The sequence below is a fragment of the Dokdonella sp. genome (assembly GCF_017744955.1).
In the GTDB taxonomy this organism is placed as follows: domain Bacteria; phylum Pseudomonadota; class Gammaproteobacteria; order Xanthomonadales; family Rhodanobacteraceae; genus Dokdonella_A.
Window position 1 is genome coordinate 86823 of sequence record NZ_JAGIAG010000007.1, and the last position, 16146, is coordinate 102968.

Annotated in this window: 11 protein-coding genes; 3 read left to right on the plus strand and 8 right to left on the minus strand. The window is 69.3% G+C overall.

The features are described from left to right. The first annotated feature begins 30 nt into the window (after positions 1-30). The 3 genes from katG to J7520_RS14900 all read left to right on the plus strand — a co-directional run bounded on the left by katG (position 31) and on the right by J7520_RS14900 (position 6247). Positions 31-2208 (plus strand): catalase/peroxidase HPI, encoded by a 2178-nt coding sequence (gene katG, locus J7520_RS14890; RefSeq protein ID WP_291189664.1) that lies wholly within the window; start codon positions 31-33, stop codon positions 2206-2208. 365 nt (positions 2209-2573) lie between these two features. Continuing rightward, a complete protein-coding gene (locus tag J7520_RS14895; protein ID WP_291189666.1) occupies positions 2574-4991 on the plus strand; it encodes a membrane-bound PQQ-dependent dehydrogenase, glucose/quinate/shikimate family in 2418 nt (805 codons plus the stop codon). 245 nt (positions 4992-5236) lie between these two features. Next, on the plus strand, positions 5237-6247 hold the full coding sequence (locus J7520_RS14900; RefSeq protein WP_291189669.1) for a hypothetical protein: 1011 nt from the start codon (positions 5237-5239) through the stop codon (positions 6245-6247). A 60-nt stretch (positions 6248-6307) separates the two neighbouring features. On the opposite strand, the gene J7520_RS14905 is transcribed toward J7520_RS14900, so the two are convergent. The 8 genes from J7520_RS14905 to J7520_RS14940 form a co-directional block, all read right to left on the minus strand. Further along, entirely contained in the window at positions 6308-7846 is a 1539-nt protein-coding gene (locus J7520_RS14905; protein ID WP_291189672.1) for an efflux transporter outer membrane subunit, read from the minus strand. Further along, positions 7843-9927 (minus strand): FUSC family protein, encoded by a 2085-nt coding sequence (locus J7520_RS14910; protein WP_291189675.1) that lies wholly within the window; start codon positions 9925-9927, stop codon positions 7843-7845. Before J7520_RS14910 ends, J7520_RS14905 begins: the two co-directional genes overlap by 4 nt. 1 nt (position 9928) lies before the next feature. After that, on the minus strand, positions 9929-10984 hold the full coding sequence (gene mdtN / locus J7520_RS14915) for a multidrug transporter subunit MdtN (RefSeq protein ID WP_291189679.1): 1056 nt from the start codon (positions 10982-10984) through the stop codon (positions 9929-9931). A gap of 13 nt (positions 10985-10997) precedes the next feature. Further along, entirely contained in the window at positions 10998-11201 is a 204-nt protein-coding gene (locus J7520_RS14920; protein WP_291189682.1) for a YtcA family lipoprotein, read from the minus strand. 215 nt (positions 11202-11416) lie between these two features. After that, positions 11417-12943 (minus strand): CoA transferase, encoded by a 1527-nt coding sequence (locus J7520_RS14925; RefSeq protein WP_291189685.1) that lies wholly within the window; start codon positions 12941-12943, stop codon positions 11417-11419. 69 nt (positions 12944-13012) lie between these two features. Next, positions 13013-13945 carry a hypothetical protein gene (locus tag J7520_RS14930; RefSeq protein WP_291189688.1) on the minus strand — a complete coding sequence of 311 codons (933 nt, stop codon included), beginning with the start codon at positions 13943-13945 and terminating at the stop codon, positions 13013-13015. A gap of 28 nt (positions 13946-13973) precedes the next feature. Beyond that, positions 13974-14918 (minus strand): 3-hydroxyacyl-CoA dehydrogenase NAD-binding domain-containing protein, encoded by a 945-nt coding sequence (locus J7520_RS14935; protein ID WP_291189690.1) that lies wholly within the window; start codon positions 14916-14918, stop codon positions 13974-13976. A 99-nt stretch (positions 14919-15017) separates the two neighbouring features. Next, a complete protein-coding gene (locus J7520_RS14940; protein ID WP_291189693.1) occupies positions 15018-15683 on the minus strand; it encodes an MgtC/SapB family protein in 666 nt (221 codons plus the stop codon). Positions 15684-16146 lie beyond the last annotated feature (463 nt).

Consider the following 16146-nt stretch of genomic DNA (forward strand, 5'->3'; position numbering starts at 1 on the left):
GATCGTCCACGCAGCCAGCCGAGGGAAGCCATGTCGACCGAATCGAAGTGCCCGTTCCACCACGCCGGCAACGGCCGTTCCAATCGCGACTGGTGGCCGAACCAGCTGAACCTGAAACCATTGCAGCATGCCTCGCAGTCCGATCCGATGGGCGAGCGCTTCGACTACGCGAAGGAGTTCGAGAGTCTCGACCTCGCCGCGGTGAAGAAGGACCTGCTCGCGCTGATGACCGATTCGCAGGACTGGTGGCCGGCGGACTTCGGCCACTACGGGCCGCTGTTCATCCGCATGGCCTGGCACAGCGCCGGCACCTATCGCACCGCCGACGGCCGCGGCGGCGCCGGCTCGGGCCAGCAGCGCTTCGCGCCGCTCAACAGCTGGCCCGACAACGTCGGCCTGGACAAGGCGCGCCGCCTGCTCTGGCCGATCAAGCAGAAGTACGGCAGCAAGATTTCCTGGGCCGATCTCTTGATTCTCACCGGCAACGTCGCGCTGGAGTCGATGGGCTTCAAGACCTTCGGCTTCGGCGGCGGACGCGTCGACGCCTGGGAGCCGGACGAGAACGTCAATTGGGGTTCGGAAGCCGCGTGGCTCGGCGACGAGCGCTACTCCGGCGATCGCGAGCTGGCCAATCCGCTCGCGGCGGTGCAGATGGGCCTGATCTACGTCAATCCGGAAGGTCCGAACGGCAATCCCGATCCGCTCGCCGCGGCGCGCGACATCCGCGACACCTTCGCGCGCATGGCGATGGACGACGAGGAGACCGTCGCGCTGATCGCCGGCGGCCACAGCTTCGGCAAGACGCACGGCGCCGGTCCCGCTTCGCACGTCGGCCCCGAACCCGAAGCGGCCGGCATCGAGGCGCAGGGCCTCGGCTGGGCGAGCAGCTTCGGCACGGGCAGGGGACGCGACGCGATCGGCAGCGGCCTGGAAGTGACCTGGACGACCACGCCGACGCGGTGGAGCAACAACTTCTTCGAGAACCTGTTCGGCTACGAATGGGAGCTGACCAAGAGCCCGGCCGGCGCGCACCAGTGGCAGCCGAAGGGCGAGGTCGCGCCGACCATTCCCGACGCTTACGATCCGGGCAAGCGGCATCTGCCGACGATGCTGACCACCGATCTCTCGCTGCGCTTCGATCCGGCCTACGAGAAGATCTCGCGCCGCTTCCTCGCGCACCCCGAGCAGTTCGCCGACGCGTTCGCGCGCGCCTGGTTCAAGCTGACCCATCGCGACATGGGACCGCGCGCGCGCTACCTCGGCGCGGAAGTGCCGGCGGAGGAACTGATCTGGCAGGATCCCGTTCCCGCGCTCGATCACGCGCTGGTCGACGCGCAGGACGTCGCCGCGCTGACGCAGAAGATCCTCGCCTCGGGCCTGTCGATCGCGCAGCTGGTGTCGACCGCGTGGGCGTCGGCGTCCACCTTCCGCGGCTCGGACAAGCGCGGCGGCGCGAACGGCGCGCGTATCCGCCTGGCGCCGCAGAAGGACTGGGAGGTCAATCAGCCGCCGCAGTTGGCCGAGGTGCTGGCGACGCTCGAGGGCATCCGCGGCGAGTTCAACGCCGCGCAGTCCGGCGGCAAGCGGATTTCGCTGGCCGACCTGATCGTGCTGGCCGGCGGCGTCGGCGTCGAGCAGGCGGCGAAGAACGCCGGCTACGTGGTGACGGTGCCGTTCACGCCGGGGCGCACCGACGCCGCGCAGGAACAGACCGACGTGGAATCCTTCGCCGTGCTCGAACCGGTCGTGGACGGCTTCCGCAACTACGCCAAGCGCCGCTACGGCGTGCCGGCCGAGGTCCTGCTGATCGACAAGGCGAACCGGTTGAACCTGAGCGCGCCGGAGATGGCCGTGCTCGTCGGTGGCCTGCGTGTGCTCGACGTCAACGTCGGACGCGCCGCGCACGGCGTGTTCACGCGGCGCCCGGAGACGCTGAGCAACGACTTCTTCGTCAACCTGCTCGACATGGGCACGGAGTGGAAGCCGGTCGGCGATGCGCAGGAGCTGTTCGAAGGACGCGACCGCAAGACCGGCGAAGCGAAGTGGACCGGCACCCGCGTCGATCTGGTGTTCGGATCGAATGCGCAGTTGCGCGCGCTGTCGGAGGTCTACGCCAGCGCGGACGCGCAGGCGAAGTTCGTGCAGGACTTCGTCGCGGCGTGGAGCAAGGTGATGGAGCTGGATCGCTTCGATCTGGCGCGGGCCTGACGATCGGGCGCAGGGTTCTTCGATCGCCGATTGCCTCGATCCGCCGGCAATCGCGGATCGGGGCGGACGTGCCGCACGGCACGTCCGGATCGCGCCCGCGTTCGCGGACGCGTCGAGAACATCCGCATCCCCTTCGCCGCCGATCGACCGCTCCCGGACGGCCGTGAAGGAAACGCTCCCGGTTCTTCGTACTTAAAGCCGAACGCTCGCGATCGAGGGGTTCGTCCGTCTGCCGCCGGAGGCTGCTGCAAGCGGACGCCCGTCGCGCATGTCGATGCGGCGCCCGCCGGCATCGCCGTCGGCGGGCCGCTTCGGCGCGGGGACGCGCGAGCCATACGAGCCAGCAGGATCAGGAGAGGAATGCGATGACGGCCGCCGGTGCACCCATCAAACCGCAATGGTGGAGCAAGGCGATCGCCTTGGTCATCGCCGTTTCCGGCCTCGTCCTGCTGCTGGGCGGCGGCTATCTGATCACGCTCGGCGGAAGCGGGTTTCCGGCGATCCTCGGCGCGCTGATGCTGACCAGCGGCGTGCTGCTGCTGCGCGGCAGGCGCAGCGGCGCGCTGGTCTATCTGGCCGTCTTCGTCGTGTCGCTGATCGTTACGCTGATCGAGTCCGGCGACCGCTTCTGGGGCTGGGTGCCGCGCATGGGCTACGTCACGGGCCTGGCGTTCTTCGTGTCGCTGATGCTGCCGTCGCTGTACGGCCCGGCGAAGCGCACGCTCGGGCGGCTGCTCGCGGCCGGTTGTCTGCTGTTCGCGGGCGGGGCGTTCGTGGGCGCGTTCGTGCCGCACTACAGCGACGTGCTGGCCGGGGCGCCGGCGGCTCCGCTCGTCGCGGACGGATCGACGAGCGCGCGCGCGGCGCAGAAGGAGAACGAGTGGAAGGCCTACGGCCGCGACGACGACGCCACGCGCTATTCGCCGCTGAAGCAGATCACGACGCAGAACGTCGATCGCCTGAAGGTGGCGTGGACGTATCGGACCGGCGACCTGCCTCTGCCCGGCAAGCCGAACAAGTGGGCGGCGGAGACGACGCCGATCATGGTCGGCGACGGCCTCTACCTCTGCACGGCGACGAACAACCTGATCAAGCTCGATCCGAAGACCGGCAAGGAGCTGTGGAAGTACGACGCCGGCGTGAAGTACGAGAGCATTCCCTACACCGCCGCGTGCCGCGGCGTCACGCACTACGTGTCGAAGGTCTCCGCCGAGACGGAGGCCTGCCACGAGCGCGTGTTCGAGGCGACGCTGGACATGCGCATCGTCGCGGTCGACGCCAGGAGCGGCCGGCCGTGCGAGGGCTTCGGCAGCAACGGCCAGGTCGACCTGACCTTGGGTATGGGCAAGTGGGTTCCGGGACAGATCGCGGTGACCTCGCCGCCGCCGATCGTCAACGGCACCGTCGTGGTCAACCACCAGGTGCTCGACAACCAGCGCCGCTGGGCGCCGTCGGGCGTGATCCGCGGCTACGACGCGGAGACCGGCGCGTTCAAGTGGGCCTGGGACGTCAATCATCCGGGCGGCGTCTGGCACGACATCCCGGGGCCGGGCCAGGAATACAGCCGCGGCACGCCGAACTCGTGGGGCACGATGACGGGCGACGATTCGCTCAATCTGGTCTACGTGCCGATGGGCAATTCCGCCGCCGACTACTACTCCAAGACGCGCACCGACGCGGAGAACCGCGTGGCCTCGTCGATCGTCGCGCTCGACGCCGCCACCGGCGAGGAGAAGTGGGTGTTCCAGACCGTGCACGTCGACGCCTGGGACTACGACATCGGCTCGCAGCCGACGCTGTTCGAATATCCCGGCGCCGGCGGCGAAAAGATTCCGGCGATGTTCATTCCGACCAAGCGCGGCCAGACCTTCGTCGTCGACCGCCGCAACGGCAAGGCGCTGCTGCCGGTGGAAGAGCGCCCGGCGCCGGCCGGCGACGTGCCGGAGAATTCGCGCGCACCGACGCAGCCGTGGTCGACCGGCATGCCGCGCCTGGGCTTCGCCGATCTGCGCGAAGCGAGCATGTGGGGCATGACGCCGTTCGATCAGCTGTACTGCCGCATCAAGTTCCGCCAGGCGCACTACGTCGGCGAGTTCACCCCGCCGATGGCGCCGCCGCAGTCGTGGATCGTCTATCCCGGATACAACGGCGGCAGCGACTGGGGCAGCGTCGCCTACGATCCCAATCGCGGCATTCTCGTCGCCAACTGGAACGCGACGCCGATGTACGAGCGTCTGCTCACGCGCGCCGAAGCCGACGCCAAGAAGCTGTACGCGATCGACAATCCGAAACACGAAGCCGGCAAGGGCGGCGCGGAAGGCCCCGGCGCGATGGAGGACACGCCCTACGCGGTCGACGTCGCGCCGTTCATCGTGCCGGGGCTCAACACCCTGTGCAACGAGCCGCCGTACGGCATGATCACCGCGATCGACATGCACGCGCAGAAGGTGATCTGGCAGCACCCGCTCGGCACCGCGCGCGCGAATGGCCCGTTCGGCATCCCGACCTACATGCCGATCAACGTGGGCACGCCCAACAACGGCGGTCCGGCGCTCACCGCGGGCGACCTCGTCTTCGTCGCCGCGGCGACCGACAACCTTATCCGCGCGCTCGACCTCACCACGGGCAAGGAACTGTGGAGCGACGTCCTTCCCGCCGGAGGCCAGGCCTCGCCGATGACGTACGCGGTCGACGGCAAGCAGTTCGTGGTGCAGATGGCCGGAGGCCACCACTTCATGATGACGCCGCCGGGCGACTACGTCGTCGCCTACAGCCTGCCGTGACCGCATGCCGCGACGTCTGGCGCCGCATGCACCGATCGCCCGCCGCGGCGGATGCCGGGGCGTGATCGAGCGCCGCGGCGCCGGCCGGAATGCCGGGCGCGACGAGCCGTCGTTCGTCGCGCCGTTCGAGACCAACCCCAGCGCACACGGACCGGCGCTGTAGAGCACGCGTCGCGCCGCACATGGATGTGCGGCGCTCCGAGGCGATCTGCCTCGGGCGCTCGCGCCGTCTCCCGATCTTCCTCATGACTTTCCATCCGCCATCCGACAGCGACGCCCTGCGCCTGGTCGATCTCACCGCCGAGGAGCTGCGCCTGTACGAGATCCTGCTGCGACAGCCGGACAGCGCGCTGCAGGAACTCGTCGCCGGCGGCTGGGTGCAGGCCGATGCGGAGCGCGTGCTGCGCGCGATCGAGCGCAAGGGACTGGCCAGCCGTTCGCTGCAACAGCCGCCGCGCTATCGCGCGACGCCGCCGGACGTCTGCCTCGGCCCGCTGGTCGGCAGGCAGCAGCGCGGCGTGCAGTCGGCGCGCCGGCTGCTGGAGCGGCTCGGCGCGATCCGGCCGCGGAGCGAGGTCGGGTACGAGGAGGTGCAGGCCGAGATCGTCACCGGCCAGCGTTCGCTGGCGCAGGCGATGGAGCGGCTGTACGCCTCGGCGCAGGAAGAAGTGCTCCGTCTGGAGCGGTCGCCGTACGTCGACGAGCTGACCGGGCAAGGCGAGCAGAACACGCCGCCGCCGCGCCAGGGCGTGCGCTGCCGCACGATCCTCGATACCGATGCGTTGGCGGCGCCGGGTCGGCAGGAGCAGGCGCACGTCCAGATCGGCCGGGGCGAAGAGATCCGCATCGGTTCGGGCGTTCCCGCCCAGGTTCTGATCGTCGACCGCCGCGTCGCGCTGGTGCCGCTGCACGTCGACTGCGCCGCGCAGGTCGGCCTGCTGCTGCATCCGTCACGGCTGTTCGACGCGGTGCACGCGTTGTTCGAGCTGCTCTGGAAGCAGGCCGTCTCGTTCGGCGCCGACGACGCGCGCGACAGGATGGACAAGGAAGTGCAGGAACTCGTCGCGGTGCTGTCGACCGGCAGCAAGGACAAGGTGGCGGCGAGCCAGCTCGGTCTTTCCGCGCGCACTCTCGAGCGGCGCGTCCAGGACATGTATCAGCACCTGCACGCGCGCTCGCGCTTCCAGGCCGGATGGAACGCCGCGCTGAGATCGCTCGAAAACGGGCCGGGAAGAAAGTCGCCCGGATCGGGCTGACGACGGTCGGGCGCGCTGCGCCGGCGGAGGCGGCCGGCGCGCGATCCTCCTCGCCGCGCGCTATGGCCGGGCGCGTTCCCGCGCGGGTTCCTCGCGCGGCAGGTCGGGCAGGTCGTAGCCGCCGCCGAGCGCCTTGATCAGCGTGATCTCCGCGGCCAGGCGCTTGCCTTGCGTGTCGGCGAGCTGGGCCTCTTCGCCGAGCAGCGGGATCTGCGCCTCGAGCGCGGCGACGCGCGAGACCAGGCCGCGCTCCCTGTGCGCGTTCGCGTCGTCGGCGCCGACGCGCACCTCCCGGTATTTCTCCTGTTCGAGCCGCGCCTGTTCCTCCATGCCCTGCACGTGGTTGGCGGCGACGGCGACGTCGCGCACCGCATTGAGCACGGCCTGGTTGTACTGCTCGATCAGCGTGTTGCTGGTGGTGCGCGCCTTGCGCAGGTTGGCGTTGAGCTGGCCGCCGTCGAACAGGGGCAGGGTCAGGCCCGGCACCAGACGGAACTGGCGGCTGTCGATGTGCAGCACGTCGTCGATGCGGATCGCATTGAAGCCGAGCAGGGCCTTGATGTCGAAGCTCGGATAGAACGCGGCCCTGGCGGCGTCGATCTGGTCGAACGAGGATTCCACGTACCAGCGCAGCACGACCAGGTCCGGCCGGTGCGAGAGCAGCGCGTAGGACAGCGAGGCCGGCAGCTGCGGCTGCGGCGGCGGCAGCGGCGCGGCCTGGATCGCGGCGAAGTCCTCCGCGCCGGCGCCGACCAGCGCGCGCAGCGCTTCGCGGAAGCTGATCACCTGCGTTCGCGCCAGCGACAGCAGCTGTTCGGTCTGCAGCAACTGCTCGGAGGCCTTCGAGACCGTGGTCTGCGTGATCAGGCCGCGCGCCTTCCGCGCCTTCATCGCGGCGACCGATTCGGCGAGGATCTCGCGCGTCTGCTCGAGCAGCGCGATCTTGCGCAGCGTCGTCTGCAGGCTGAAGTAGGTCTGCGCGATGGCGGTAGCGATCTCCAGCTCCACCGCGGCCGCTTCGGCGAGCTGCGCGTTCTGCGCGCCGATGGTGGCGTCGACGGCGGAGCGCTGCAGACCCCACAGGTCGAACACGTAACTGCCGGCGATGCCGGCCGAGGAGACGGTGCCGCTGCGCGCGCCCGAGTTGTAGCCGCCGTCGTCGAGGCCGGGCACCGGGTCGGTGATCGAGAACGGGCCGACGCGGCCGTTGGCGTCGGACCACTGCTGGTACACGCGGCCGAACGCGGCGGCCTTGAACTGCGTCGCCGCGCGCGCGCGCTGCACGTCCGCGCGCGCCTGCTCGACGCGGTCGCGCGCGACGCGCACGCCCGGCGAGTCGGCCAGGCCGCGTTCGATCAGCGCGTCGAGCTGCGCGTCGCCGTAGCGCGTCCACCAGCGCGCCGGCGGCCAGCCTTCGCGGGCGAGGCGGATGTCCTTGGCGAGATCGATCCGCTCCGGCGCGATCAGCGGCTGCGGCGCGCTGTCCTCGCGCATCAGCGCGCACGAGGACAGCATGCCGAGCAGGACGAGCAGGCCGCTCCTGATCCAGCGCGAGCGGCCCGGGCGCGGCGTGTGGAACTTCGGTGTACGACCGGTCATGGATACGCGGCTTCCCTGTGGGAGAACGACTCGTCCGTTCGCGCGGAGGACGTGGTGAGGTACTGCACGCGCGCGGCGAGCCGGTACAGCGGGCGCCGCGCGAGGTCGTAGGCGTCGTCCGCGGTGGCGGCGGGCGGCACCGGCAGCGGGCCGGCCACATCCGGCGGCAGCGCGTGGAACATGTCGCCGGTCGCGGCCAGTTCGTCGGCGTAGCGCCGCAGGCGCGCGGCGACGTCGGCCTGGGCGCGCGCCAGCGCCTCGCGCTGGGCGGCGTCGAGCATGCCGGCATGGGTGTCGAGCGCGCGGCGCAGGGCGCCGGCGTCGATCAGGATCTCGCGCGCCTGCTCGATCAGGCTCTGCAGGCGCAGCGTGGTCTCCTCGTGCTCGCCTTCGTTCTGCTGCCAGTTCGGCTCGAACGCGACGCGTGCCAGCGTTTCCTCGCAGGCGCCGAACGCCGCCCAGGCCCGCGACGCGGCGACGGGAGCGGCCAAGGCTTCGGCGTCGGAGCGGTCGCCGAGCAGCTGCGCGATGCTGCGCAACAGCGCGCCGATCTGTTGCGCCAGCGGCTTGCCTTCCGATTCCGGCCACAACAGGGTGTGCACGAGATAGGACACGGCGATGCCGAGGCCGATGCCGACCAGGCGGTCGCGGATGCCGGTGAGATCGGTGCTGGCGGAGAAATCGCCGAGGGTCGCCAGCGAGAAGGTGAACATGATCTGCATGCCGGCGTAGCTGATGCGTTCGGAGCCGGCCGAGAGATACGCCGACGCCGCCAGCACCGGCAGCGAGATCGACAGCAGGCCGAAGAGAGAGTCCAGCTGCGGAATCAGGAACACGGTGAACGACAGCGCGAGCGCGCCGCCGATCAGCGCGCCGATCACGCGCAGGCGGCCCTTGCGGCTGGAGGCGCCGAGCGAAGGCTGCGCCACGATCAGGCAGGTCATCATGACGGTGTGGATGCCGGTCCAGTCCACGCCGACGTAGAAGACGTAGCAGATCATCATCGCCAGCAGGGTCTTCAGCGCGAACTGCACGTAGACCGGGTTGCTGCGCGCGTCGGCGGCGAGCAGGCCGCCCTTCGGCTCGGCGGCCGCGGCGGCGGCCGGCGCGCTGCGCTCGGACAGCGCGCGCAGCGTGTGCCACATCTCCGCGCGCGGCGAGTGCGATGCGGCGTCGTCCGGTATGGTGAAGCCGTGCAGGTCGAACGGCGTTTCGGCCTGGATGCATTCGTCGAGCCGCCGCACGGCGGCGCGCAGCGCGGCGATCGACGCGGTCGCCGCCGCGGTGCCGGCCGGCTGCAGGTGCAGGGCCTGCTCGCGGAGTGACGACAGCGCCGCGGCAAGCACCAGATGGCGCGCCTGGCCGCTCTGGAACGCCTTGTCGCGCATCCAGGCGAAACGCAGCAGCTTCTGCACGGCGAGCACGCCGCGCGGCAGGTCGTCCGGATCGAGCGCGGGCGCGTCGCTGCGCTCGCCCGCGGCGCGCGCGAGTTCGCCGTCGACCTGCAGCAGCTGGCGATGGACCTCGGCCTTCAATTGCCGCAGCGGCTCGGCCGGCAGCAGCAGCGAGTTGATCAGCATGCAGACCATCAGCGGGTAGATCGCGGCGATCCACGCCCACAGGATCGCGCGCACCACCAGTTCGGGGCTGCCGATCAGGTCGAAATAGCCCTGCACCGCGGTGATCACGGTGGCGACGATGTAGAACACCGGGCCGAGCTTGGAGGCGCGCATCAGGAACAGGCAGCCGAACAGCAGCACGGCCACCATCACGATGCGCCAGGCCGGATAGCCGAAGGTGAACTTCGCCAGCAGGATCGCCGCGGCGATCGCCAGCGTGATGCCGAGGAACATCATCAGCCCGACCAGCCGGGTCAGCACGAGGTTCGCCTGCGTGGCGAAGAAGACGACGAACAGCGACACCGCCAGGAACGGCACCTGCAGCGCCTGCGACGCGACGATCACGATCGCGCACGACAGCAGGCAGCGCAGCGCGATGTTCCAGCGCCCGGGATAGGCGCGCAGTTCCGCGGCGAGGGAGTGCGCCGGCGCCGCCCGCTCGCTGGCGGTCGTCCCGCTCATCTCAGGTTCCGGCCGCCGCCTGCGAACGCGCCTCGCCGCGATGCAGGATCGCCACCGCCGACGCGCCGAGGCGGAACAGCCCCGCGTCGGGCTTTTCGATCCTGATCTTGACCGGGAAGCGCTGTGAGACGTGCACCCAGTTGATCGTCCTCGACACGCGCGGCAGGCCGTCCAGCCAGGTGCCGCCGTCGGTCGGGGTGACGCCGTAACCGACCGAATCGACCGTGCCTTCGAAGCGCCGGCCGCTGTCGCTCATTAGGTACACGGTGCAGCGCGTGCCGGGCCGGATGTCCTTCAGGTCGGTCTCGCGGAAATTGGCGACGACGAACCATTCGTCGGTGGCGATCAGGGTAAACACCGGCTTGGCCGGCGAGGCATACTGCCCGGCCTGGGTGTCGAGCGAGACGATGCGGCCGTTGAACGGCGCGCGCACCGTGGCGTATTCCACGCGCAGTTCCGCCTCGGCGACCTGCGCTTGCGCCGCCGCCTTCTGCGCCACCAGCGCGTCGACGCCGCTGACCGCGGCGGCGGCCTGCCGCGACTGCAGCAGCACCGCGTCGAGCTGCGCCTGCGTGGCGCGCTGCGCGGTGCGCGCCTTGTCGATGTCTTCCGGCGAGGCGTAGCCCTGGCCGAGCAGCGGTTCGAGGCGGCGCAGGGTGTCGGCGGCCTGCTTGGCGTTGGCGCGCGCCGCGGCGACCGAGGCGGCCACCGACTGCGCGTTGTACTGCTGCGCGTCGACCGTGCGCTGGGTCAGTTCGATCTGCTTGTCGAGTGCGTCGAGCTGCGCCTTGGCCTGCGCCAGCGTGGCCTCGAACGGGCGCGGGTCGAGACGGAACAGGAGATCGCCCTTGCGCACTTCCTGGTTGTCGCGCACCGGCATCTCGACGATGCGCCCGGCGACTTCCGGCACGACGTTGATCTTGTCGGCGTAGACGTAGGCGTCGTCGGTCTTCGGCGAGCGGTCGACCATCCACAGCGCGGCGACCAGCAGCACCAGCGCCAGCAGCGCGATCAGCAGGGCGGGAAGCTTGCTCTTCTTGGAAGCGGGCGTAGTCATGGGTCCGTTCCGGTCATTGGTGGAAGACGAGCAGCCAGATCAGCACGGCGAAGATCGCCGTCAGCGCCGGATAGCTCAGCGGCAACGGTTCCAGCACGGCCACGCGCTTGTTCGCGGCGAGCGACAGGTGCACCGCCACCGTGGCGATCACGCCGCCGGCCATGCAGAACAGCCAGTCGGGAAAGCCGGCGCCGAACAGCACGATCGACGGCGCCATGCGGCAGCCGGCAAGAGGCAGCGCGGCGAGCAGCAGTGCCGCCGGGCCGAAGAGGTGTGCGCGGCGACTGCCGCCGCGGCGGTCTCGCTCAGGACATGTCATCGTTCCCCGTCCATTCTCGTCCTCGCGTTTCCTATGCTAAGCGACGACGCGCCATTCCGGCGCGCAGCGCTGCGACGGCGTCGCCGCCGCGCCGGCTTCCGCACACGGTTTCCTCACATCGTCAGCCATTCCGGTTTCGAGGAACCCCTCGGGACCAGAATGGTGCGGTCGAAATGCCAGGGCGTTCTGGACAGTACCGCCTGGTCGGTGATGCCCTGGTAGGTGCCGAGCGGCGTTTCCGCGACGAAGGTGTCCGGCGCTACGTAGGCGTGCTCGTCGCTGGAGCCGGCCGTCTCGGCGGCATAGCGCTTGTCGAAGATGCCGAGCGCGAGCTGCCAGAGCACGGTGCGCGTCAGCGACACCACCACGCGGTAGCTGCCGCCCTCGGCGGCGCGGCGACGCAGCGCGGAGAGCACGCCGACGGTGCCGAGCCAGCCGGCCACGTAATCGCAGATCGGCACGATCGGCGGTTGCTTCGGCTGCCCGATCGTGCCCTCGATCGCGAACAGGCCGGTGACGGCGGCGCCGATCTCGTCGAAGCCGGGCCGGTTCGACCACGGGCCGTGCTCGCCGTGCAGCACCACGCTGACATGCACCAGGCCGGGACGTTGTTCGGCGAGCGTTTCGGCGTCCATGCCGTGATGGCGCAGGAAGCCGGGGCGCTTGTTGGCGAAGAACACGTCGGCAGTGTCGATCAGCTCGCGGAAGCGTCGGCGGTCCTCCGGCGCGTCGCCGAGCACCGTCGAGCGCATGCCGACCTGGGTGGTCCAGAAGAAGCTCTCGATCTCGGTGTCGTTGGGACGCCAGACATTGAGCACGTCGGCGCCGTACAGGGCGAGGTCGCGGCCAATCGCGGCGCCGGCGATGACGTGCCCGAAACCCATCGCGCGAATGCCCTCCAGCGGTTTCACGGCATTCCTGCTGAATGGCATCGGCTCGGATTCGCCGATCTTCTCGACCTGGACCAGCGGCATCTTCGACAGCACTTCGCTGTACTGCCGCTCGCGGCGGAATTCCTCGTTGGTGCGCACCATGCCGAGCACGATGCCCCGTTCGGCGGCGGCGTTCTCCAGTTCGAGCGCGTTCCATTGCAGCACGGCGTTGCGCACCGATTCGGTGCTGTCGCTGCAGCGCAGGAAGTTAAGCGTGCGGTGACGCAGTGCGGGGTAGAAGTTCAGCGGCAGAACGTGGCGGCCGTCGCGCGTCTCGTGGAACAGCGGCATCTTCACGAACGGGTTGTATTCGTCCGCGCCCATCGCCGGCGGGCGGCCGTTGATCAACTCCCACTTGCCTTCGAAGAAGCAGCAGAAGCGGCGCAGCGCCTTGCGCACGTCGACGTGGACGTCCTGCTCGATACCGGTGCGCTCCTTGAACAGCGTGGCCGCGGCGACGGTCTTCGCCGCCAGGCCTATTGCCGACATCGTGCCGAAGCGGATCGGACTCGGTAGGATCGGATCGGCACCGTAGAAGCTGAGCGTGCCGCCGAGGTCGGCCACGCGCATGCCGACGTCGCCGAGCACCTCGTCGACGCCGCCGTGCAGGTCGAACGCGGAATCCGTCGCCGGCTGGGACAATTTCGTCCGCAGCGTTCCGGAGAGACGGTCGGTGGGCGAGTTCGTGGGGGAAGAGACGATGCTCATGAGCGATTCCCTTGGTGTTGGACGGCTGAGGAAAAGGCATCGCGCGCGGCGGCGCGGCGGGAGACTCGCCTACGGACGCAGCGGCATTTCCACGTACGCGACGCCGGTCAGGTTTCCCTGCGCGGCGAGCAGGGTCTTGTGGTCGGAGCCGTCGAGGTTCGCGCTGTAGAGCGAGCCGGCGAGATCGGTGATGAACATCCGCCCATGCTTCAGGTCCAGCGACAGCCCGATCGCCTCCATCAGGTGCGTGACGAGAATTTCCGGCTCGACTTTCCTGCCGGGCACCGGATCCATCGGCGCACGGTTGACCGTGTTGCCGCGCGGCGGGTCGCCGCGGTCGGTCCAATAGAGCATCCGGTTGGCCGGATCGAGGTCCAGGTCGATCGGTTCGGGCAGGCCATCGAACAGGAGTTCGATGTCGTCGCGCGTGGCGGCCGTCCGTCCCGTCGGCATCTGGATGTCGGCGCGGAAGATGCGTCCTTGGCCGGCGTTGTCGTCGCCCTTCTGGGTCCAGTAGAACTTGCCGCCCGCGTGGTCGACGGCGATGCCGACGCACCAGTTCCTCGCGTCGAGCCGGTCGCTCTCGCTGGAACCGGTCTGCACCAGCGTCTCGAGCTGCGAGCCGTCGGCGTTGCAGCGCATCACGCGCATGCCTTCGCGGTCCGACCAGTACAGCTTTCGATCGGTCGGTTCGAAGACCATCTGTTTCGGCGTGAACGTGCCACCTTGCGGAACGATCACCGTGACGTTGCCGCCGTCCAGATCGGAGCGATGGATGGAGCCGTCGTTGGCCTTCGGGTTGATCCCCATGTTGGTCCAGTACAGGTGGCCCTTGGTCGGATCCACGGTCAGCCCGTCGGGCAGCTTGCGGCCTTCGCTGACCAGGGTCTTGAGATCGGATCCGTCGGTATTGGCGGAAAGAATCCGGCCGCCGCCCAGATCCAGGAAGAACACGCGTTCCATCGTGCGTGCGGTCTGCTCGTCGCCAAGCTGCGAATTCATGTCGTCGTTCTCCTGCGTTCGTTTCGCTTCAGGCCAGCCCGTGCTCTTTGCGCAGCGCCAGAAGGCCGATCAACACGCGGTTCTCCTCGTCGGTCAGCTCGGCGACGGAGCGGCCGCCGGCCTGTTTCAGCACGCCTTCGAGGATGGTTTGCTTGAGTGCGTCGTCGACGTCCGGAGTGCCGAGTGCCTGCATCATTCCCGTCAGCGGGCCCATCAGGTGATCCATGAAATGCTGGATGCCACCGACGCCGCCGCCGAGATGCCACTGCAGACTCTGGCCCATGCAGCCCCAGCGCATGCCGGGGCCGTAGCTGACCGCGGCGTCGCAGTCCTCGACGCTGAGTACGCCCTGCTGCACCAGATAGAGCATTTCCTTGTAGAGCGCCGCCTGCAGCCGGTTGGCGACGTGTCCGGGCAGCGCCTTGCGCAGGCGGATCGCCTTCTTGCCGATCGCATCGTAGAACTGCATTGCGTTTTCGATGGTCTGCTCGGAGGTCTTCGCGCCGCCGACCACTTCGACCAGAGGAATGACGTGCGGCGGATTGAACGGATGGCCGATCACGCAGCGTTCCGGATGGGCGCATTCGGCCTGGATCACATCCATGGTCAGGCCCGACGAGCTGGATGCGAGGATCGCCGCCTTCGGCGCGTACGCGTCGATCTGGGCGAAGAACTTGGCCTTGAAGTCGGGCCGTTCCGGACCGTTCTCCTGCACGAAGTCGACGCCGTCGAGTCCCCGCTGCAGATCGGCGGTGAACGTGAGCCGTTCGCGGCTGGCGCCGGGGGACAGGCCGATCTGCTGCAGGATCGGCCACTCCCTTTCGATGTACCGACGCAGCGCGTCTTCTGCGTTGGGCGCGGGATCGATCGCGATCACGTCGAAACCGCGCGCCAGATAGAACGCGGTCCAACTCGAACCGATGACGCCGGTGCCGACGATCGCGATGCGTTTGACGGATGTTGCGAAAGACATGTTCGGATCTCCTTGGGGGCCTTCCGGCGGGGCGTTGCCCGAACGGGGCTCAACGGCGCGGCAGGCTGGGCGAATGGCTGCGGAAGCGTCGTCGTGGTTTCAGGCGCGGTTGGTCTGTTCGATCGAGAAACTCTCGACGTGCGGAATGCCCGGCAGCTCCCCGGCCACGCGCGAGATGAATTCGCCGCGCGTCATCGAATCGGTGATCACCAGGAAGCGGAACTGGAAGGCGCCTTCCTCGTAGGTCACCGACAGGCTGTCGGTGACCATCGCCAAGCCGTGGTCGTGCAGGAACGCGTGCACGCCGCCTTCCTGCGGGCGGTGCCCCTGGCGGTAGCGCAGCGAAACCTCCAGCGCGATCTGCACGCGGAGGCGGCGTTCCATGCGCGGCACCAGCACCATGCAGGCGATGAACAGCGCCGTGACGCAGGCGGCCGCGACGTAGTGGCCGAGTCCGACCAGGATGCCGATTGCGGCCGAGGACCAGACCGACGCCGCCGTGGTGAGGCCGCGGATGCTGGTGCCGCTCTTGACGATGATGCCGGCGCCCAGAAAGCCGATGCCGGTCAGGATGCTGCCGACGAAGTTGGTCAGCTGGCCGGACGCAGCCGTCAGCGCGCACGCGGCCGTGCACACCAGGCAATAGACCTGGGTGCCGGCGGCGCGCCCGTGCGAATAGCGCTCGTAGCCGAGCAGCCAGCCGAGGAACAACGCCAGCAGCACGTGCGCGACGATCGGGAAATCGGACGACAGGATGGGCGTCATCGTGCCGCGCTCCCGCTCCGGCCGTGCCCGCCGGTGCTGTGCTCGCGCCGGTCGGCGCGCGTGGCGGAAAGCCGGCCGAGCTGCCGCAAGGTCGCTCATTCCTTCCCGGCGTGCCGGGATGCTGCGCGCCGCGCACGCGGCGTTCGTTCGACGGCGGCTCCGCGCGCGTCGACCGCGCTCGCTCCGGCGCGCCGCATCGGTTCGGCGACGGACATGGCGGTTTTTCTCCCTGGAAATCGACTTCCCTGTAGGTACGTAAAACAGCTCCGCGAACCTTCCGCGTCGTGCCGATCGGCCTCGGCTGCGTTCGCGCTGGGCGGCGGGCGCGACGCAGGTCGTGTGTGATCGCGACTGCACGGGCGATCACAAGGTATCGGGAGATCGGCGCAGGAATGCTCTCGCCAGCGTCGTCCGGGATGCGGGAGGGGGGCGGTTTCCCGGACGACGCGGCGAGAGACTTGAC